This is a genomic window from Sphingorhabdus sp. 109, from assembly GCF_902506555.1.
Lineage (GTDB): Bacteria > Pseudomonadota > Alphaproteobacteria > Sphingomonadales > Sphingomonadaceae > Parasphingorhabdus.
Genome location: NZ_LR732707.1, coordinates 1,062,378 through 1,080,023, shown reverse-complemented (window position 1 = coordinate 1,080,023; position 17,646 = coordinate 1,062,378). Strand labels below are relative to the sequence as shown.

Genomic DNA, 17,646 nt, shown 5'->3' with positions numbered 1-17,646 from the left:
CCCGAAAAACGATGTGCGGAATTATTGGAATAGTTGGCAATCAGTCCGTTTCAGATCGTCTGGTCGATGGCCTGAAAAGGATGGAGTATCGCGGCTATGACAGCGCCGGTGTCTGCACCGTGCATAATGGCCAGCTGATCCGCCGCCGGGCAGAAGGCAAGCTGGCGAATCTGGTGGAGGTGTTGAAAACGGATGATGCCGCCGGCAACGTCGGGATTGCCCATACCCGCTGGGCCACCCATGGTGCGCCCACAACCAGTAACGCGCATCCTCATGCAACCGGCGAAGTAGCGCTGGTGCATAACGGCATTATCGAGAATTTCAGGAGCCTTCGCGAAGCGTTGAGCGCGCGTGGCCGGTCATTCGAAAGCGAAACCGATACCGAAGTGGTCGCTCATCTGGTCAGCGAGCAGGTCGAAACGGGCAAAAGCCCGGAAGAAGCGGTCCAGGCGATCTTGCCACAATTGCGGGGGGCTTTTGCGCTGGCCATCGCTTTCCGCTCGCAGCCCGACCTTCTGATCGGCGCGCGGCTCGGCTCCCCTCTGGTGGTCGGCTATGGCGACGGCGAAACCTATCTCGGATCCGACGCGCTGGCGCTGGCGCCGCTGACCCAGCAAATTGCCTATCTGGAAGAAGGCGACTGGGTGGTCATCACGCGCGATGGCGCAGATATCTATGACAAGGATAATGTCCCGGTGGAGCGCGAGATCACGACATCCGGCGTCTCGGCTTCCGCCATCGAAAAGGGCAATTACCGCCATTTCATGCAGAAGGAGATTTTCGAGCAGCCCACCGTCGTCGCGCAGACATTGCAGAGCTACATCCGCTCGCTCGAACAGCAGGTAGCACTGCCACAAATGGATTTTGACCTGCGCGATATCAAGCGCGTGACGATCGTCGCCTGCGGCACCAGCTATTATGCCGGCATGGTAGCCAAATATTGGTTTGAGACGTTCGCCCGCGTCCCTGTCGATCTCGATTTCGCCTCGGAATTTCGCTATCGTGATCCGGTGCTCGAACCTGGTGGACTGGCGCTGTTCATCTCGCAGTCGGGAGAGACCGCTGACACTCTTGCAGCGCTTCGCCACAGCAAGGAGAATGGCCAGAAAATTGCGGTTGTCGTCAATGTTCCGACCAGCAGCATGGCCCGCGAAGCCGATCTCCTGCTGCCCACCCATGCCGGTCCCGAAATCGGCGTTGCATCGACCAAGGCCTTCTCGTGCCAGCTTGCGGTGCTCGCTGCGCTCGCGGCCCATCTGGCCGTGGTGAAGGATAGAATGACGCGGGACGAGGAGCGGGATGTCGTCAGGCACCTGACCGAGGCACCCGCAGCCCTGAACGCGGCCCTCGCGCATGACGAAGATATTGCACAAATGGCGCATCTGATCGCGCCGGCGCGGGATGTGCTCTATCTGGGACGAGGTCCGGATTATCCCTTGGCCCTAGAAGGCGCTCTGAAACTCAAGGAAATCAGCTATATTCATGCCGAAGGCTATGCCTCCGGCGAAATGAAGCACGGTCCGATTGCTTTAATCGACGAAGCGGTACCGGTGATCGTGCTGGCGCCATCAGGCCCTTTGTTCGAGAAAACCGTATCCAATATGCAGGAAGTCATGGCCCGCGGCGGCAAGGTTGTGCTTATCTCCGATGCTGACGGGATAGCGGAAGCGGGAGAGGGCTGTATGGCCACGATCGAGATGCCGAAAGTCCATCCTTTGATCGCGCCGCTAGTCTACGCGGTACCCGTGCAACTATTGTCCTATCATGTCGCAGTCGCCAAGGGCACGGATGTCGACCAGCCCCGCAATCTCGCAAAGTCGGTAACGGTGGAATAATCATGGCAACCAATCCTTCTCTTGTCTCCGTCGAAACCGCTAGCGGCAAATTCCAGCAGACCGTCAGGGTCGGGAAACATCGGTTTCTGGCAGACGAACCGGAATCCTTTGGCGGTAATGACAGCGGCCCGTCGCCTTATGACCTGTTGCTCGCGGCACTGGGCAGTTGCACATCAATGACGATGAAGATGTACGCCGATCGCAAGGGTATCGCGCTCGAGGCCGTGCATATCCTGCTCGAGCATAGCCGCGAGCATGTCGATGACTGCCAGAGCTGTAACAATGACGACAATCGCATTGACGTAATCGACCGTTCGATCACTCTTGAAGGGGATTTGAGCGAGGAGGATCGGCGCAAGCTGCTCGAAATTGCCGAAAAATGCCCGGTGCACAGAACTTTGGAAAACCGCATAGACATCCACACCACCGAAGTGCGGGATTGATCCGACCCGACCGTTAGCGCGTGACTGCGCCGCTGCGCTTGCCATCCCAGCCCGCCTCGCGTAGATTTTTTACCGGAGCGGAGATCGGCAATTGTCAGAAAGAAAAATCAATATCTGGCTGAATGCCGGCGTGATCGATGGAGCGACTGCGCAACGCATCCGGGACTATGAGAGCGATCAGGCGAGACCACTCGGTCTCTGGTCGCTGATCGGACTGGGTGCTCTAGCCATCGGTCTCGGGATCATCTCGCTCGTCGCCGCGAATTGGGATGATATCCCCGGAATGGTCCGCCTGTCCGTTCATGGACTTTTGATCAGCGGTCTTTGCGGCGCAATCTATCGGCTGGAGCCGCGCAAAGGCTTTCTCGGTCTCTATCTGAAGGACATTTTTCTGTTCGTGACCGCGGTGCTGGGCTTGACCTTTTTCGGGCATCTCGGTCAGGTCTACCAGACCAGTTCTCCGCTTTGGCAGCCTCTGCTGATATGGCTGCTACTGTTTTCCCCTTTGTTGCTGCTGACCGGTCGCGGGTGGCTGATCTCGCTGCTCTGGCCGGCGTCGCTGATGGGGACGGCCATCAGCTTTCTGGGCTGGTATTTCGAACAAAGCGAAGCCCCCAGTTCCCTCATTGTTGCGGTCATCACCAGCCTGCCGGTTTTTGCACTGCTCCTTGCCGTGGTGATGGGAAAATGGAGCGAAAGGGCGGTTTTCTGGCGGCAGATCGGACAATTTGCACTGACGATCTTAGTCGCAGGGGTGGGTTTCAAACTGATAACCGATGGATTGGCATTGGGCACGGGGGAATCGAACCAGTTCCTGAGCGATATAGCAGCGATCCAGTTGCTGTTATGGAGCGCAGCTGCGCTTCTGGTCTACTTTTACAATCGCGCCGCATCCGGTATCAGCATCGCCGCGATTGTAACCGGTGCCGCGATCATCAATTTTGTCAGCAGTATCGCGCAGCCTAGCGCGCCTGTGGTCAACGCTATATTGTTCATGGCCTTTTGGGCCGTGGTTGGCTGGAGTGCGATCCATTCCGGGTGGCGGAACGTGTTTCAGGCGGTTGTCGCGATCATAGCGTTGCGCCTGATCATCCTGAATTTTCAGCTCGCTTATGATCTGTTCAGCAGCGGCATCGGCCTGATTATCGCAGGGCTGATCACCATTGCCATAGCGATGGCCGCCTATCGCCTGTCCCGGACGTTGGCACCAGAAAAGTCGAGTGCAGACGAACCGAACGAGCAGGGGAGCGACCAATGAGCCGCTATCGTCGATTTTTCATGCCGCTTGCACTGCTATTGCCGCTGGCCGGTCTGGCACTGATCTGGTGGATCACGGAAAGGGAATCGCACCAGGGGACTGAATGGGATGTGCCGATTGCCGGCTATGATCCTCGCGATCTGCTGCGGGGCCATTATGTACAGTTTCGCTACGACTGGCCTGCGACCGATGAGGGCCAGATACCGTCATGGGGGGCCGCTCGCAAAAGCTTGTGTATCAGGGGCACCGCGCCCGAAATCGCAAGCGTCGAAACATATGACCGGATTGACGCCGATCCTCTCGTGGATGACCGTTGCGATATGGTCGTCCGGGCCAATCCGTGGAGCGAGGAAGGCAATGATGGCCTCACCCGCGACCGCCTCTATGTCGCGCAGGACGCAGCGCGCGACTATGAGAAAAATCTTGTCGATCCGGATTTGCAGGCTATCGCGAGAATCCGGATTAACAATGACGGGTTCATCACTCCGCTGTCGCTGCGTTTCCGCCCGCGTCGCGAAGAAGAGAACAGATAGGAGAAGTTTTCGTGCGCAGCAGCATATCCGGCGGTTGCCATTGCGGCGCTGTCCGCTTCGAAGCCGATGTCGAAAAGGCACCGGCAATGCTTGATTGCAACTGTTCGATCTGTGCCCGGACCGGCTTTCTGCACCTGTTCGTGCCACATCAGCAGTTTAGCCTGCAAAAAGGGGAGGGGGATCTTACCAGCTACCGCTTTGGCAGCGGCCAGGCGAATCATCTCTTCTGCAAGATTTGTGGCGTCAAAAGCTTCTACCAGCCAAAGTCCCACCCGGAGAGCTGGAGCGTGAACTATAACTGCCTCGACACCGGCCATGATCTGCAACCAACGATCACCAAATTTGATGGCCAGAACTGGGAAGCAGCCAAAGCAAAACTGGGCTAAGACGCGGACCATGGTTCCAACCAAAACGGCCCGCGGATTTTATCCGGCGGGCCGTCTCAGCGGGTGTCGTCCAGATATCAGCCTAGATCGAAGCGATCGGCGTTCATGACTTTTGCCCAGGCCGCGACAAAATCCTCCACGAACTTTGTCTCATGCCCGTCCTCGGCATAGACTTCGGCGACCGAACGGAGCTGCGAATTCGATCCGAACACCAGATCGGTCCGGGTCGCGCGCCATTTCTCCTCGCCCGTCTGCCGGCATTTTCCGATGAACAGTTCGTCGCCGGACTTGTCCACGACTTCCCAAAATGTGCCCATTTCGAGCAGATTGACGAAAAAGTCATTGGTCAATTGGCCGGGGCGGTCGGTGAACACGCCCTCGGTCGGCGCGCTCGAATGATTGGCCCCGAGTACCCGCAGACCGCCAACCAGAACCGTCATCTCGGGAATGGTTAGATTGAGGAGATTGGCGCGATCGATCAGAATTTCCTCGGTCTTCACGCTTGCCTTGGTTTTCAGATAGTTGCGGAAACCGTCCGCAAACGGTTCCAGCGGTTCGAAGCTTTCTGCGTCGGTTTGCTCTTCACTCGCGTCTCCGCGTCCCGTGGTAACCGGAACGTTGACATCAAATCCCGCATCCTGAGCCGCTTTCTCGACCGCCGCGCTGCCCGCGATGACGATGGCGTCGGCCATTGACAGCGAACCGCGGATTTCGTCGAGCTTGTCCAGAACCTTGGCTAGCTCTCCGGGATCATTGGCTTCCCAGTCTTTCTGCGGTGCAAGCCGGACTCGCGCGCCGTTGGCACCGCCGCGGTGGTCACTCTTGCGATAAGTGGAAGCCGAAGCCCAGGCCGCCTTGACCAGTTCCGCAACCGAAAGACCGCTGTCGAGCACCTTGTCCTTGAAGTCCGCCACATCCTGATCCGTAGCCTGCTGGCCTGCGGGAACGGGATCCTGCCAGATCAGATCCTCGGCGGGTACTTCAGGGCCAAGATAGCGGACCTTGGGTCCCATGTCGCGGTGCGTCAGCTTGAACCAGGCGCGGGCGAAGGCATCATCCAGCGCAGCCTGGTCATCACGGAAGCGTTCGGATATCTTGCGATAGTCCGGATCGCGTATCAGCGCCATGTCGGCGGTGGTCATCATTGTCGGGACCTTTTTGGAAGGGTCCCGGGCATCGGGTGCCATGTCTTCGGGGTCCGGATTGACCGGCTGCCACTGCTTGGCACCCGCGGGACTGTCGACCAGTTCATAATCATATTTGAACAACAGGCGAAAATAGTCGCCGCCCCATTGCGTCGGATTGGGCGTCCACGCCCCTTCCAGCCCGGACGTAGTGATATGTCCCTCGCCAATCTGCTCCGGATCCGTGCTCCAGCCGAAGCCCATCAGATTCAGTTCGCCCGACTCCGGGTCACCGCTTAGCTGGTCGGGCGGAACCGCGCCGTGGCATTTGCCAAAGGCGTGGCCGCCGGCAGTCAGGGCCACGGTTTCCTCGTCATTCATCGCCATCCGCGCGAAAGTTTCCTTCATGTCGCGGGCCATGCCCTCGGCATCATGCGGATTGCCGCCCGGACCTTCCGGATTGACGTAGATCAGACCCATCTGGATTGCCGCCAGCGGATTTTCCATCGCCTTGCCTTCATCGGGATCGATGCGTGTGGCAACGCCTTCATTGACCCATTTTTCTTCCGAGCCCCAGTATACGTCTTTCTCGGGTTCGTAGACATCCTTGCGGCCACCGCCGAAACCGAACACTGGTCCGCCCATCGATTCAATCGCGACATTGCCGGTCAGGATGAACAGGTCAGCCCAGCTAATCTGCTCGCCATATTTCTTCTTGATTGGCCAGAGCAGGCGGCGCGCCTTGTCTAGGTTACCGTTGTCCGGCCAGCTGTTCAGCGGAGCAAAACGCTGCTGCCCGCTGGAAGCACCGCCGCGACCATCACCGGTGCGGTAGGTGCCGGCTCCATGCCACGCCATGCGGATGAAAAAGGGACCATAATGCCCGTAATCGGCCGGCCACCAAGGCTGGCTGTCGGTCATCAGCGTCTTCAGATCATCCTTGAGTGCCTGGAAGTCCAGCTCGCCGAAGGCTTTCGCATAGTCGAAATCGGGCCCCATCGGGTCCGGCGATGTGCCGCCCTGAGTCAATATTTCGAGTTGCAGCGAATTGGGCCACCAGTCACGGTTTGTCCGCCCCAGTAAGCTCCGTACACCGCCATCAAAACCCATCGGGCAACCATCAGGGGAACCTGTTGTTTTCATATCCATCTGACTATCTCCTTTTCTGGTGTCTGCGTCTGTCCCGCCAGTCACCGATGCCGTTAATTACCTCATGGCGAGCTGGCCGCTAAATGAATTCTCCCTGTCTCTGTGATCAGAACAGTCACTCAACTCGCTCAGCGACAGCATGGCGGCCGCCACATTCTACCATGATTGACCGGCTTAGCGAAGCGGCATATAAGGAGGCCTGTTTCGAGAGGCGGCCAGTCGGGTCGCCTTTTCTATTTTGTTGAAGTCCCGTTTTCGGAAGGAAGAGAAAATGACGATTACCCCGCTCATGCCCGTATATCCCCGGTGCGGTTTTCGTCCTGTGCGCGGCGAGGGCGCCTGGCTGATTTCCGAAGACGGCTCGCGTGCACTGGATTTTGCCAGCGGCATCGCGGTCAACCTTCTGGGACACGGTCATCCGCATCTTACCAAGGCGATCCAGGACCAGGCGGCAACCCTGATGCACGTGTCAAATCTCTATGGTAGCCCGCAAGGCGAGAAATTTGCCCAGCGGCTGGTCGACACGACTTTTGCCGACACGGTCTTCTTTACCAATAGTGGCGCGGAAGCCGTGGAATGCGCGATCAAGACCGCGCGTGCCTATCACCAATCGGCCGGCAGTGAACGGTTCGAGATCATTACCTTCAAAAATGCATTTCACGGCCGGACGATGGCGACCATCTCGGCGTCCAATCAGGAAAAAATGCACCACGGATTCTCGCCTTTGCTCGCCGGCTTTAAATATGTCGATTTCGATGATCTGGCGGGAGCGGAAGCGGCTATCACCGACAAGACCGCGGCGTTTCTGGTCGAGCCCATCCAGGGCGAAGGCGGCGTACGTCCGGCGTCGGATGAGTTTATGAAGGGCTTGCGCGACCTGGCCGACAAACATGGCATTTTGCTGGCGCTCGACGAGGTACAATGCGGCGTGGCCCGCACCGGCGCGCTATACGCTTACGAGCTTTACGGCATCAAGCCGGACATTGTCGCGACGGCCAAGGGCATCGGCGGGGGTTTCCCCCTCGGCGCATGCATGGCGACCGAAGAGGCCGCACGCGGCATGGAGCCCGGAACCCACGGTTCGACCTATGGCGGCAATCCGCTGGCGATGGCCGCCGGCAATGCTGTCTGGGACGTGGTTGCCAATGACGAATTTCTGGAAAATGTCCGGGTGACCGGTGAAAAGCTGCGGGCGGCCATCGAGCAGTTCATCGGCAATTATCCGGATCTGTTCATCGGCGTGCGGGGCAAGGGCCTGATGCTCGGTATTATGATGACTCAGGAGGCGCGCAGCTTTGTCGCCCATCTACGGGACCATCACGGGTTGCTGACCGTGGCTGCCGGCGACAATACACTCCGGATATTGCCGCCGCTCAATATCGACGACAGTCATATCGCAACCTTCATCGAGAAACTGTCAGCGGGCGCAGCCGATTACGAGGCACCTGAATCATGACCCGGCATTTTCTCAATCTTTCGGACGCGAGCGGGGACGCCATTGCAGCGATGATCAACGATGCGATCGACCGCAAGGCAGCGCGCGCTGGCTTCCCCAAGGGCAAGCCGGACGCAGACCGGCCGCTGGCTGATCATGTGCTGGCGATGATCTTTGAAAAGAGCAGCACGCGAACCCGCGTGTCCTTCGACATGGCAATCCGCCAGCTTGGCGGTTCCAGCATCGTCATGGACAGCGGCTCAATGCAGCTCGGCCGCGGTGAAACGGTCGATGACACGGCCAAGGTCCTTTCCCGGATGTGCGACGCGATCATGATCCGCACCGATGACCATGCGAAAATCGAACAAATGGCCACAAATGCCAGCGTACCGGTGATCAACGGCCTGACCGACCTATCCCATCCCTGCCAGATTGTCGCCGATCTGCTGACGCTGGTGGAACATGGCAAATCCCTGCCGGGTCTTGAAATCGCCTGGCTCGGCGATGGCAATAATGTGCTCAACAGCATCGTCGAAGGGGCCGGGTTGATGAAATATAACGTGCGCATCGGCTGCCCCGAAGGCTATGATTCCGACCCGGAGTTCATCAAACGAGCGCGGGACGCTGGCGCCAATGTTTCGATCCATCGTGACGAGAATGAAGCGGTGGCCGGCGCAGATGTCGTTGTTGCGGACACTTGGGTCTCGATGGGGCAGGAACATGCGGAAGCCAAGCTTGCTGCCATGATGCCCTATCAGGTCAATGATGTGATCATGGAACAGGCCAAAGCGGACGCGCTGTTCCTGCACTGTCTCCCGGCCCATCGCGGCGAGGAAGTCATGCCTTCGGTGATCGACGGCCCGCAATCGGTCGTTTGGGACGAGGCCGAGAACCGGATCCATGCCCAGAAGTCCGTTCTGCGCTGGTGCTTCGGGCAACTCTGATGATGGAAATAGGTCTGAGCGACAGCATATTATCCTTTGCGATTCCGGCAAAAAACTGCCGTGGTCGGGTGGTTCGTCTGGGCCCCGCCCTTGATGATATTCTGGGCGCGCACAGCTATCCGCCGGTAATCCGGGACCTGCTGGCGGAGGCCGTCTGCCTCACCGCAATGCTTGGCGCGCTGATGAAGGAAGATGGCTCGCAACTGACCTTGCAGGCCCAGACCGAAGCGGGCGTGATCGACCTGCTGGCCTGTGATTATAAAGATGGTGCCTTGCGCGGTTATGTAGCATTTGACCGCGAACGGTTTGCCGCCCAGCCGGTTGAACCCAGCCTGATGTCGCTGTTCGGCAAAGGCTATCTTGCGATCACATTTGATCTGCCGCAACCGCGTGGCCGCAACCAGGGGATCGTGCCGCTCGAGGGAGAAAGCTTGTCCGAAGCGGTACAGAATTATTTCCTTCAGTCGGAGCAGATTCCGACGCTGATCCGGGTTGCGGTGGACGAGAATGATGGCCGGATTTCTGCTGGTGGGTTGCTTGTTCAGCATCTTCCGGAAGGGGAGGTGGGGCGCGAACGCCTCCATGCGCAGTTGGATCATCCGGAATGGGAACATGTCGAGATCATGGGCGGCAGCGTGCGCCCGGCAGAGCTGACAGATGAAAATCTGCCGCTGGAAGACATTTTGTGGCGCCTGTTTAGCGAGAGCGACGAAGTGAGGGTTTTGAGCGGTAAAGCGTGCGTTAAGGGATGCCGCTGTAATGAGGACCATATCAGGGACGTAATCGCACGGTTCCCGAAAGAAGATAAGGACGACATGCTCGATGAACTGGGTAATATCGCGATAGACTGCGCATTTTGTAGCAAGACTTTCACGATCACAGGCGCCAGTCTGAACAATTGAATACCGACAAAATTGAGGCAATCACGCACGATTGTCGAAAAAATCCTAGCGATTGACATAATTGGCGACGATATTGGCCGCAATTCAGGAATATTATCAACCCATTGGCAATCAAACACCCGCAACCAACAGGACAGGAGAAATAATATGAAAGGCATGAAACTGATCAAATCAGTCAGCGCAGTTGCCGTCATCCTGTCGGGCTTTGCTATTGCCGCCCCCGCACAGACCCCCCGCATGGCTTTGCTTGAGGGATTATCGGCCGGCGAATGGACCCTGAAACAGCGGGGATCGACCGGATCGGGCAAGAAAGTCTGTCTCGGAAACCCCGAATTGCTGCTGCAGATCCAGCATGGCCGGGCAAATTGCACCCGATATGTGATCGAAAACGGGCCGAAAAAGCTGCGTGTCAGCTATAAATGCGGCCCTGCGGGCCATGGCGTCACCGAGATCAAGCAGGAATCCAGCACCCTGGTACAGATATCATCGCAAGGCTTTCGCAACGGCGAGCCCTTTTCGGTCGATTTCGAGGGCCGGCGCACCGGCAGTTGCTAGGGCCTGACCCCGTGACCGGCAAGCGCGGAACACTTGCACCGCGCGGTCAAGGCCTTTAGCGGGGCGCATCATGACCTCCGAATCGAAAACAGCGATCATATTATTGTCCGGTGGACTGGACTCGATGGTGTCTGCAGCAATCGCCGCGGAACAGGGCTATCGCCTTATCGCACTCACCGTCGACTATAACCAGCGGCACAAGGTCGAACTGCAATCGGCCCGAACCATCGCCTCGAAACTCGGCGTATCGGAACATATCATCCTGCCGCTCGACCTGAGTCGCTTTGGCGGCTCGGCGCTCACCGCCGACATTGATGTGCCCAAGTCCGGCCTGACCAATGATATTCCGGTGACCTATGTGCCCGCCCGCAACCTGATATTCCTGTCGCTGACTCTCGGTCTTGCGGAAGCGAGGGATGCCCGCGATATATTCATCGGCGTGAACGCGCTGGACTATTCCGGCTACCCGGACTGCCGTCCCGAATTCATTCAGGGGTTCGAACGTCTTGCCGATCTCGCGACAAAGGCCGGTGATCAGGGCAGCGGCTTCAACATCCGGACCCCGCTGCAACATATGACCAAGGCGGATATTGCCCGCGAATCAATCCGGCTGGGACTTGACCCGTCTTGGAGCTGGTCCTGCTATGATCCGACCGGGGACAATCTCCCTTGCGGGCTATGCGACAGCTGCCGTCTGCGGCAGAAGGGCTTCGAAGAAGCCGGCCTCGTCGATCCGACCCGATACGCGGCATCATGAGCTATGCGGTCAAGGAACGCTTCCTGACCCTGCAAGGCGAAGGTGTGCACGCCGGTCGACGGGCGGTGTTCGTCCGCTTTGCCGGCTGCAATCTCTGGACCGGACTGGAAAGGGATCGCGCTACCGCAATCTGCCAGTTTTGCGACACGGATTTTGTCGGAATGGACGGCGAAGGCGGGGGACGTTTCCCTACGGCAGAAGCTCTCGCAACAGCCGCGGCAGAAACCTGGGGCATGGACCGCGATTCGCGGTTCGTGGTGCTGACCGGCGGTGAACCGATGCTGCAGGTGGATGCAGATTTGATCGATGCGCTGCACGCCGAGAATTTCTTCATCGCCATTGAATCCAATGGAACGCTACCGGTCCCGCGAACGATCGACTGGATCTGCATCAGCCCCAAAGCGGAGAGCGAAACAGTCCAGCGGTCCGGCGACGAACTGAAACTCGTCTGGCCGCAAGAGGGCAGCAACTGGCAGGATATGCAGGACTGGGATTTTGCCAATCTGCTACTGCAGCCGAAAGACGCAATTTCCGATCCTGCCGCTAGCAAGGGCCATCTTGAACAGGCGATTGCCTTTGTGCAGGCCCATCCGAAATGGCGCCTGTCGCTACAGACTCACAAGATACTCGGTCTGGCCTGAGAATTTATTCCGCGGGTTCTTCTGCCGGTTCTTCTGTGTCCTCGCCAGTCGCATCGACTTCCGTGATTGTATCGACATCAACCATTTCATCGCTGATCGTGCCGTCTATGACATCGACATCGTCCATCCGCGTTTCCGTCGTTTCTCCGGAATCGGGAGCCTCACTGCCCGAACAGGCCGAAATCGCCAGGGCAAACGCCGCAACACCGGTCATTCTTGAAAATTTGCTCATGGTCTTCTCCTCTTGTCGTGATCAGGTACTTCCCGCTTCATAACCTGCAATCAGCGACGATCAATCGCCTTCAGGAATCCGCCGGCCGTTTTCTGCAACGCTTCATCAAATTCCTGCAGCGTTGCCGCGATACCCAGTTGGGCAAGGCTGGTGACCGGAAATTCGCTGATTCCGCAGGGGATGATCCCGCCGAAATGGTTGAGATCGGGATCGATATTGACCGAGAAGCCGTGCATCGTCACCCATTTGCGGATACGAATGCCGATCGCTCCGATCTTGGCTTCCTGCCCGTCCGGCGTGTCGCACCAGATGCCGACGCGACCGTCTACCGCCCGTGCCGCCACGCCAAATTCCGCCAGCGCCGCAATCACCCAGTCCTCGAGCGCGTGAACAAACCCGCGCACGTCCGCGTTGCGTCTTTTCAGGTCGAGAATGATATAGCCTACTCGCTGCCCCGGACCATGATAGGTGTGGCGACCGCCGCGCCCGGTCTCATAGACAGGAAAAGTCTGGCTGAGCAGTTCCGCCGGATCGGAGCTTGTGCCGGCGGTATAGAGCGGTGGGTGCTCGAGCAGCCAGACCAGCTCCTGCACGTCGCCGGCCCGAACCGCAGCGTTGCGCGATTCCATTTCGGCGAGCGCATCAGGATAGTCGATCTTTTCCGGCGCAACGCGCCATTCGATATCGTTGAGGGCATTCATAGAAATTTCGTGCACTTTTGCTGGCCGGGTGGCAAGAGCTTGCAAGACGGAAATGGAATTGGGAACGAAAAAATGAAGCTCGATTATATGCAATGCTGGAATGGTGCAATGGCCCTGCTCGGTGCGCATAAAGAGGCCGTCTTTGCCATTGCCGGCGTTTTTCTATTTCTCCCGACCTTGTTGTTCGCACAATATGTAGCCCCGCCGCTTCTGTCCGGCGAAGAGGATGCCAATGCGCTGTTCACCGTCTATTCCGCCTATTTCAGCGACAATGCCTTTGCGATTCTCGCCTCCAATCTGGTGATGGGATTTGGCGGGCTGGCAATCTATTTTGCGCTGGTGCCGACGCGAAGCCACACCGTAGCCGAGAACCTGTTGGCGGCATTGAAATTTCTCGTCATCTATCTGCTCGCCAATCTGTTGTCCGGCCTGTTCGTTCTGTCGGGCCTGATGCTGTTCATTTTGCCAGGCCTCTATCTAAGCTGCCGCTTCGTCCTGATCCCGGTCATTCTGGCCGATCAGCAGGAACGCAGTCCGGTGGAACTGCTCAAGCGGAGCTGGTCTCTGACCCGGAATAACGGGTTTGCGATTCTCTTTTTCCTGCTGATCATCATGGTTGTCGGCGCTATCGCCATTAATGTGCTGGAAGCCGTGACCGGCATTGTGGTCGGATTGGCAACCGGCGGCGAAGGGTGGCCACTCATCGTCAATCTGGTCGCTTCGCTGGTCGAGACGGTCTTCCAGCTGATTATCTACGCCGCCATCGCTTCGATCTATCTGCAATTGTCCGCCCCGCGGCAATCAGCGGTCTGACGCCTATTCCAGTATCGGGACGTGGGGTGCCGCCGATCGCGGCAAAAGGCTGGTCAGCCGCGGGTCTTCCATCAGGTCGGTCTGCTGCCTGAAAATCCGGAAACCGCATTGCTGGTAAAAGGGCAGGGCGCGCGGCGAATCCTGCGTACAAGTGTGGAGCCAGACCCGGCCGATGCCGTCCCGCCATGCCATGTCCAGTGCCCTGCTCATCATCCAGCGGCCTTGGCCCTTTCCGTTCAACGCCGGGATCAGTCCGAAAAAGGCAATCTCGCATTGGCGGGGAACGCGAAAATCCAGCTCGATAAAACCGACGACGGCTTCATTGCCATCGCGTACAAGCGAGATTTCCACTGCCGGATCATCGAGGATCGCGGTCAGCCCATCGCGGTCCATCAACAGCCGCGATGTCCACATCCATGGCTCTCCGACCTTGCGGAACAGTGCGCAATAATCCTCTGCCGAGGGATCGGCCCAGCGTTCGATATAAAGATCCGATTCCAATAGCGGCAACCGAGGCTTTTCCAACATCTCCAGATGGGAAATGATGGTAGCTACATGGCCGGCCGGAACATCCCGAACCGACATTGTCATAGAATCAGACCCATTTTGCCTCGGGCGGCAAGCTCATAAGGATCGCGTCGACATTGCCGCCGGTCTTCAGCCCGAAAGTTGTGCCGCGATCATAGACAAGGTTGAACTCGGCATAGCGCCCACGCCATTCCAGCTGCTGCTGTTTCTCTTCGTCGGTCCACTCCATTGCCATCCGCTTGCGCACCAGGGCGGGGAAAATATCCAGAAAGGCGCGACCGACATCCTGGGTGAACGCGAAATGGCGGTCGAAATCCGATTCCTTGTCGAGTTCGATATGGTCGTAAAAAATCCCGCCAACACCGCGATGGACCTTGCGATGGGGTATATAGAAATAATCGTCAGCCCATTTCTTGAAGCGCGGATAATATTCCGGGCTGTGCGGCGCGCATGCGGAACGCAGTCGCGCGTGAAACTGTTCGGTATCGTCATCATAGACGATTGCCGGGTTGAGATCAGCGCCACCGCCGAACCAGCGCTTGGTCGTGCACAGGAACCGCGTGTTCATATGTACATTGGGGACATGGGGGTTTGTCATATGCGCAACCAGACTGATCCCGGTGGCAAAGAAGCGGGGATCATTTTCGGCACCATTGATCTGAGCCTGGAATTCCTCGCTGAAAACACCGTCGACCGTGGAAATGTTGACCCCAACCTTCTCGAATATTTTCCCCTTCATCAAACCTTGCGTGCCGCCACCGCCGGGCGAGCCATCGGGATTCTGCCGGTCCCAAGGAATATAGTCGAAAGTCGCGTCGCTGCCGGCTTCCGACTCAATCTTCTCGAATTCGGCGCATATCTGGTTCCTCAGATCCTTGAACCAGGTCTGAGCCGTAAGCTGCTGGTCATCCAATATATTGGTCATTCCGGAAATTGTCCTGTCTGTCTAAGTGCTTCGCCCAAGGCCATGCCAGCCGAAACCGCCAGATTCAAGCTGCGCATACCGGGTTTCATCGGGATCGTGATTCGTCCATCGCATTGCTCATGTACAGTAAGGGGAACCCCTGATCCCTCCGATCCAAACAACAGGATATCGTCCTTGCTATAGGCAAACTCGAAATACGACGCTTCGGCCTTGCTGGAGAGCAGGACAATCCTTGATTCCTGGGAATCGACACTTGCACGAAATGCATCCCAGTCGGCGTGACGGGTATAGTCGACATGGTCAAAATAATCCATTCCGGCGCGTTTCAAACTGCGGTCGCTGAACGGAAAACCGCATGGTTCGATGATATCGACAGACACATGAAAGCAGGCACAAGTCCTTAATATTGTTCCTAAATTTCCTGCGATTTCGGGTTGATATAATGCTATTCTCATAGGGCAGGCACCTTGCGCGGGAAGTGAATGTTCGGTCAATCGAAAATTCCCTGTTGGCAAACCCTATCCTTCGCGGCTATCAGGCGCGCAATTCACTGCCTGTTCAAACTGCTGTTGAGCAGTATCGGACATTCTGGCAGTCTTGGGGTCATAAATTTTCTATAGGGCTTGTTTGCATGGCAACGGTTGAAACAGCTGATACGGCAGTCGCAGAAGAAAGCGGCGTTCGCCGCCGGGACTTTATCAATATCGCAGCAGTGAGCTTCGCTGGTGCCGGGGCGGTGGCAACGGTTTTCCCGTTGGTCAACCAGATGAACCCGAGCGCTGACGTACTTGCTCTGTCATCGATCGAAGTCGACATTTCGGCGATCGAAGCCGGCCAGTCGATCAAGACAAGCTGGCGGAAACAGCCTATTTTCATCCGTAACCTGACGGCAGACGAAATATCCCAGGCCAATGCGGTCGATACTGCTGGCCTGCGTGATCCGGAAACCCTCGCCGACCGGACAACCCCCGGCAAGGAAAACTGGCTGATCACGCTGGGCGTTTGCACCCATCTCGGCTGCGTGCCGCTCGGTGCTGCGCAGGGCGAAATAAAAGGTGAATTTGGCGGCTATTTCTGCCCGTGCCACGGATCGCATTATGATACGGCCGCCCGCATTCGCAAAGGTCCGGCCCCGACCAACCTCGTGGTTCCGGAACATGAATTCCTTTCAGATACTGTCGTGAAAATCGGCTAAGGGGCAGAAGAAAAATGAGCTTTCCTTGGGCAAAAGAATATACACCAACAACTGATTTTGGTCAGTGGATGGACAAGCAGCTGCCGCTGCCACGGTTCATTTACAACAGCGTTGGTGCTGGTTATCCCGCGCCGCGCAATTTGAACTATATGTGGAATTTCGGTTCCTTGGCCGGCCTGTTTCTGGTCGTCCAGATCGTGACCGGCATCATTCTCGCCATGCATTATGCGGCCAACGCAAATATTGCCTTTGATTCCGTCGAACATATCATGCGCGATGTGAACAGCGGCTGGATGATCCGCTATGCGCATGCCAATGGTGCAAGCTTCTTCTTCATCGCCATCTATCTGCATATCGGTCGCGGGCTTTTTTACGGCTCGTACAAGGCGCCGCGCGAGATGCTGTGGTTGCTGGGTGTGGTTATCTATCTTCTTGCGATGGCGACCGCTTTCATGGGCTATGTTCTGCCATGGGGCCAGATGAGCTTCTGGGGTGCCAAGGTGATTACCGGCCTGTTTGAAGCCATTCCGCTTGTCGGCAAGCCGATCCAGGAACTGCTGCTCGGTGGTTTCGCGCCGGACAATGCGGCGCTGAACCGCTTCTTCTCGCTGCACTATCTGTTGCCATTCGTCATTGCCGGCGTTGTCATCATGCATATCTGGGCGCTGCACATTCCGGGCTCTAACAACCCGACCGGTGTTGATGTAAAGGGACCACAGGACACGGTTCCATTCCATCCTTACTATACCGCGAAAGACGGCTGGACGATCGGTCTCGCGCTGATCTTCTTCACCGCGCTGATGTTCTTCCTGCCGAACGCACTGGGCCATGCCGACAACTATATTCCGGCCAACCCGCTTTCGACGCCGGCCCACATCGTTCCGGAATGGTATTTCTGGCCCTGGTACGCGATTCTGCGCGCCTTCACCTTCGACTTCCTGTTCATTCCGGCGAAGCTGCTTGGTGTACTGGCGATGTTCTCCGCGATCCTGGTCTGGTTCTTCCTGCCATGGCTGGACAAGTCACCGGTCCGCTCGGGCAACTTCCGTCCCAAGTTCAAGATCTTCTTCGGCATCCTTGTGATCGACGTGCTGATCCTGGGCTATTGTGGCGGTGCGCCGGCCGAAGAACCGTTCGTGATGATCAGCCAATTGGCCGCCGCTTATTATTTCGCGCATTTCCTGATCATTTTGCCGCTGTTGTCGCGGATGGAAAAGCCTGAGCCTTTGCCGAACAGTATCACTGAATCGGTAACCGGCAAGCCACTCAACACTGCCAGCTAAGAAACAG

The 17,646-nt window shown here is 57.4% G+C and carries 20 protein-coding genes; 14 read left to right on the top strand and 6 right to left on the bottom strand.

The window, feature by feature from the left end; all coding sequences use genetic code 11:
* Nucleotides 1-11: 11 nt before the first annotated feature.
* The 5 genes from glmS to BOSE62_RS05160 all read left to right on the top strand — a co-directional run bounded on the left by glmS (nt 12) and on the right by BOSE62_RS05160 (nt 4,455).
* Nucleotides 12-1,835, top strand: a complete 1,824-nt coding sequence (gene glmS / locus BOSE62_RS05180; protein WP_159642992.1) for a glutamine--fructose-6-phosphate transaminase (isomerizing) — start codon at nt 12-14, stop codon at nt 1,833-1,835.
* Between the two features lie 2 nt (nt 1,836-1,837).
* The gene (locus tag BOSE62_RS05175; protein ID WP_159642990.1) at nt 1,838-2,278 is read left to right on the top strand and encodes an OsmC family protein; all 441 of its coding nucleotides are present in this window, start codon (nt 1,838-1,840) and stop codon (nt 2,276-2,278) included.
* Nucleotides 2,279-2,369: 91 nt separating this feature from the next.
* Entirely contained in the window at nt 2,370-3,536 is a 1,167-nt protein-coding gene (locus tag BOSE62_RS05170; RefSeq protein WP_159642988.1) for a DUF2157 domain-containing protein, read from the top strand.
* The gene (locus BOSE62_RS05165) at nt 3,533-4,069 is read left to right on the top strand and encodes a GDYXXLXY domain-containing protein (RefSeq protein WP_159642986.1); all 537 of its coding nucleotides are present in this window, start codon (nt 3,533-3,535) and stop codon (nt 4,067-4,069) included. The genes BOSE62_RS05170 and BOSE62_RS05165 overlap by 4 nt, the downstream gene beginning before the upstream one ends.
* An 11-nt stretch (nt 4,070-4,080) precedes the next feature.
* Nucleotides 4,081-4,455, top strand: a complete 375-nt coding sequence (locus tag BOSE62_RS05160; protein WP_236553843.1) for a GFA family protein — start codon at nt 4,081-4,083, stop codon at nt 4,453-4,455.
* A gap of 77 nt (nt 4,456-4,532) precedes the next feature.
* Here BOSE62_RS05160 and katG read toward each other — a convergent pair whose 3' ends face one another.
* On the bottom strand, nt 4,533-6,728 hold the full coding sequence (gene katG, locus BOSE62_RS05155; protein WP_159642984.1) for a catalase/peroxidase HPI: 2,196 nt from the start codon (nt 6,726-6,728) through the stop codon (nt 4,533-4,535).
* Between the two features lie 271 nt (nt 6,729-6,999).
* On the opposite strand from katG, the gene BOSE62_RS05150 reads away from it, so the two are divergent.
* From BOSE62_RS05150 to queE, 6 genes are all read left to right on the top strand, one after another.
* On the top strand, nt 7,000-8,184 hold the full coding sequence (locus tag BOSE62_RS05150) for an aspartate aminotransferase family protein (protein ID WP_159642982.1): 1,185 nt from the start codon (nt 7,000-7,002) through the stop codon (nt 8,182-8,184).
* A complete protein-coding gene (argF, locus tag BOSE62_RS05145; protein WP_159642980.1) occupies nt 8,181-9,107 on the top strand; it encodes an ornithine carbamoyltransferase in 927 nt (308 codons plus the stop codon). The genes BOSE62_RS05150 and argF overlap by 4 nt, the downstream gene beginning before the upstream one ends.
* Nucleotides 9,107-10,009, top strand: a complete 903-nt coding sequence (hslO, locus tag BOSE62_RS05140; RefSeq protein WP_159642978.1) for an Hsp33 family molecular chaperone HslO — start codon at nt 9,107-9,109, stop codon at nt 10,007-10,009. Before argF ends, hslO begins: the two co-directional genes overlap by 1 nt.
* A gap of 147 nt (nt 10,010-10,156) precedes the next feature.
* The gene (locus tag BOSE62_RS05135; RefSeq protein WP_159642976.1) at nt 10,157-10,564 is read left to right on the top strand and encodes a DUF3617 domain-containing protein; all 408 of its coding nucleotides are present in this window, start codon (nt 10,157-10,159) and stop codon (nt 10,562-10,564) included.
* 70 nt (nt 10,565-10,634) lie between these two features.
* Nucleotides 10,635-11,321, top strand: a complete 687-nt coding sequence (gene queC / locus BOSE62_RS05130) for a 7-cyano-7-deazaguanine synthase QueC (protein ID WP_159642974.1) — start codon at nt 10,635-10,637, stop codon at nt 11,319-11,321.
* On the top strand, nt 11,318-11,962 hold the full coding sequence (queE, locus tag BOSE62_RS05125; protein WP_159642972.1) for a 7-carboxy-7-deazaguanine synthase: 645 nt from the start codon (nt 11,318-11,320) through the stop codon (nt 11,960-11,962). The genes queC and queE overlap by 4 nt, the downstream gene beginning before the upstream one ends.
* Nucleotides 11,963-11,966: 4 nt before the next feature.
* Here queE and BOSE62_RS05120 read toward each other — a convergent pair whose 3' ends face one another.
* Together BOSE62_RS05120 and lipB are read right to left on the bottom strand one after the other, a co-directional pair.
* Nucleotides 11,967-12,194 (bottom strand): hypothetical protein, encoded by a 228-nt coding sequence (locus tag BOSE62_RS05120; RefSeq protein WP_159642970.1) that lies wholly within the window; start codon nt 12,192-12,194, stop codon nt 11,967-11,969.
* 50 nt (nt 12,195-12,244) lie between these two features.
* Nucleotides 12,245-12,895 (bottom strand): lipoyl(octanoyl) transferase LipB, encoded by a 651-nt coding sequence (lipB, locus tag BOSE62_RS05115; protein WP_159642968.1) that lies wholly within the window; start codon nt 12,893-12,895, stop codon nt 12,245-12,247.
* 72 nt (nt 12,896-12,967) lie between these two features.
* Between lipB and BOSE62_RS05110 the strand changes: the two genes are divergently transcribed.
* The gene (locus tag BOSE62_RS05110; RefSeq protein WP_159642966.1) at nt 12,968-13,708 is read left to right on the top strand and encodes a hypothetical protein; all 741 of its coding nucleotides are present in this window, start codon (nt 12,968-12,970) and stop codon (nt 13,706-13,708) included.
* Between the two features lie 3 nt (nt 13,709-13,711).
* Here the strand turns inward: BOSE62_RS05110 and BOSE62_RS05105 are convergent, their stop codons facing one another.
* From BOSE62_RS05105 to BOSE62_RS05095, 3 genes are read right to left on the bottom strand one after another with little or no spacing between them, the layout of a single operon-like run.
* Nucleotides 13,712-14,299, bottom strand: coding sequence for a GNAT family N-acetyltransferase (locus BOSE62_RS05105; RefSeq protein ID WP_328799754.1), 588 nt, complete (start codon nt 14,297-14,299; stop codon nt 13,712-13,714).
* A gap of 4 nt (nt 14,300-14,303) precedes the next feature.
* Nucleotides 14,304-15,161, bottom strand: a complete 858-nt coding sequence (gene hemF, locus BOSE62_RS05100) for an oxygen-dependent coproporphyrinogen oxidase (protein WP_159642964.1) — start codon at nt 15,159-15,161, stop codon at nt 14,304-14,306.
* Complete coding sequence (locus tag BOSE62_RS05095) at nt 15,158-15,616, bottom strand: tRNA (cytidine(34)-2'-O)-methyltransferase (RefSeq protein WP_159647900.1); 459 nt, start codon at nt 15,614-15,616, stop codon at nt 15,158-15,160. Before BOSE62_RS05095 ends, hemF begins: the two co-directional genes overlap by 4 nt.
* Nucleotides 15,617-15,792: 176 nt before the next feature.
* Between BOSE62_RS05095 and petA the strand changes: the two genes are divergently transcribed.
* Complete coding sequence (gene petA, locus BOSE62_RS05090) at nt 15,793-16,356, top strand: ubiquinol-cytochrome c reductase iron-sulfur subunit (RefSeq protein ID WP_159642962.1); 564 nt, start codon at nt 15,793-15,795, stop codon at nt 16,354-16,356.
* Between the two features lie 14 nt (nt 16,357-16,370).
* Nucleotides 16,371-17,639 carry a cytochrome b gene (locus BOSE62_RS05085; RefSeq protein WP_159642960.1) on the top strand — a complete coding sequence of 423 codons (1,269 nt, stop codon included), beginning with the start codon at nt 16,371-16,373 and terminating at the stop codon, nt 17,637-17,639.
* The last annotated feature ends 7 nt before the right edge of the window (nt 17,640-17,646 follow it).

Bases quoted from the DNA above. Each gene is read 5' to 3' on its own strand.
- glmS (WP_159642992.1), top strand. From the start codon at position 12: ATGTGCGGAATTATTGGAATAGTTGGCAATCAGTCCGTTTCAGATCGT.
- BOSE62_RS05175 (WP_159642990.1), top strand. From the start codon at position 1,838: ATGGCAACCAATCCTTCTCTTGTCTCCGTCGAAACCGCTAGCGGCAAA.
- BOSE62_RS05165 (WP_159642986.1), top strand. From the start codon at position 3,533: ATGAGCCGCTATCGTCGATTTTTCATGCCGCTTGCACTGCTATTGCCG.
- katG (WP_159642984.1), bottom strand. From the start codon at position 6,728: ATGGATATGAAAACAACAGGTTCCCCTGATGGTTGCCCGATGGGTTTT.
- BOSE62_RS05150 (WP_159642982.1), top strand. From the start codon at position 7,000: ATGACGATTACCCCGCTCATGCCCGTATATCCCCGGTGCGGTTTTCGT.
- argF (WP_159642980.1), top strand. From the start codon at position 8,181: ATGACCCGGCATTTTCTCAATCTTTCGGACGCGAGCGGGGACGCCATT.
- hslO (WP_159642978.1), top strand. From the start codon at position 9,107: ATGATGGAAATAGGTCTGAGCGACAGCATATTATCCTTTGCGATTCCG.
- BOSE62_RS05135 (WP_159642976.1), top strand. From the start codon at position 10,157: ATGAAAGGCATGAAACTGATCAAATCAGTCAGCGCAGTTGCCGTCATC.
- queC (WP_159642974.1), top strand. From the start codon at position 10,635: ATGACCTCCGAATCGAAAACAGCGATCATATTATTGTCCGGTGGACTG.
- queE (WP_159642972.1), top strand. From the start codon at position 11,318: ATGAGCTATGCGGTCAAGGAACGCTTCCTGACCCTGCAAGGCGAAGGT.
- BOSE62_RS05120 (WP_159642970.1), bottom strand. From the start codon at position 12,194: ATGAGCAAATTTTCAAGAATGACCGGTGTTGCGGCGTTTGCCCTGGCG.
- lipB (WP_159642968.1), bottom strand. From the start codon at position 12,895: ATGAATGCCCTCAACGATATCGAATGGCGCGTTGCGCCGGAAAAGATC.
- BOSE62_RS05110 (WP_159642966.1), top strand. From the start codon at position 12,968: ATGAAGCTCGATTATATGCAATGCTGGAATGGTGCAATGGCCCTGCTC.
- BOSE62_RS05105 (WP_328799754.1), bottom strand. From the start codon at position 14,299: ATGACAATGTCGGTTCGGGATGTTCCGGCCGGCCATGTAGCTACCATC.
- hemF (WP_159642964.1), bottom strand. From the start codon at position 15,161: ATGACCAATATATTGGATGACCAGCAGCTTACGGCTCAGACCTGGTTC.
- BOSE62_RS05095 (WP_159647900.1), bottom strand. From the start codon at position 15,616: ATGAGAATAGCATTATATCAACCCGAAATCGCAGGAAATTTAGGAACA.
- petA (WP_159642962.1), top strand. From the start codon at position 15,793: ATGGCAACGGTTGAAACAGCTGATACGGCAGTCGCAGAAGAAAGCGGC.
- BOSE62_RS05085 (WP_159642960.1), top strand. From the start codon at position 16,371: ATGAGCTTTCCTTGGGCAAAAGAATATACACCAACAACTGATTTTGGT.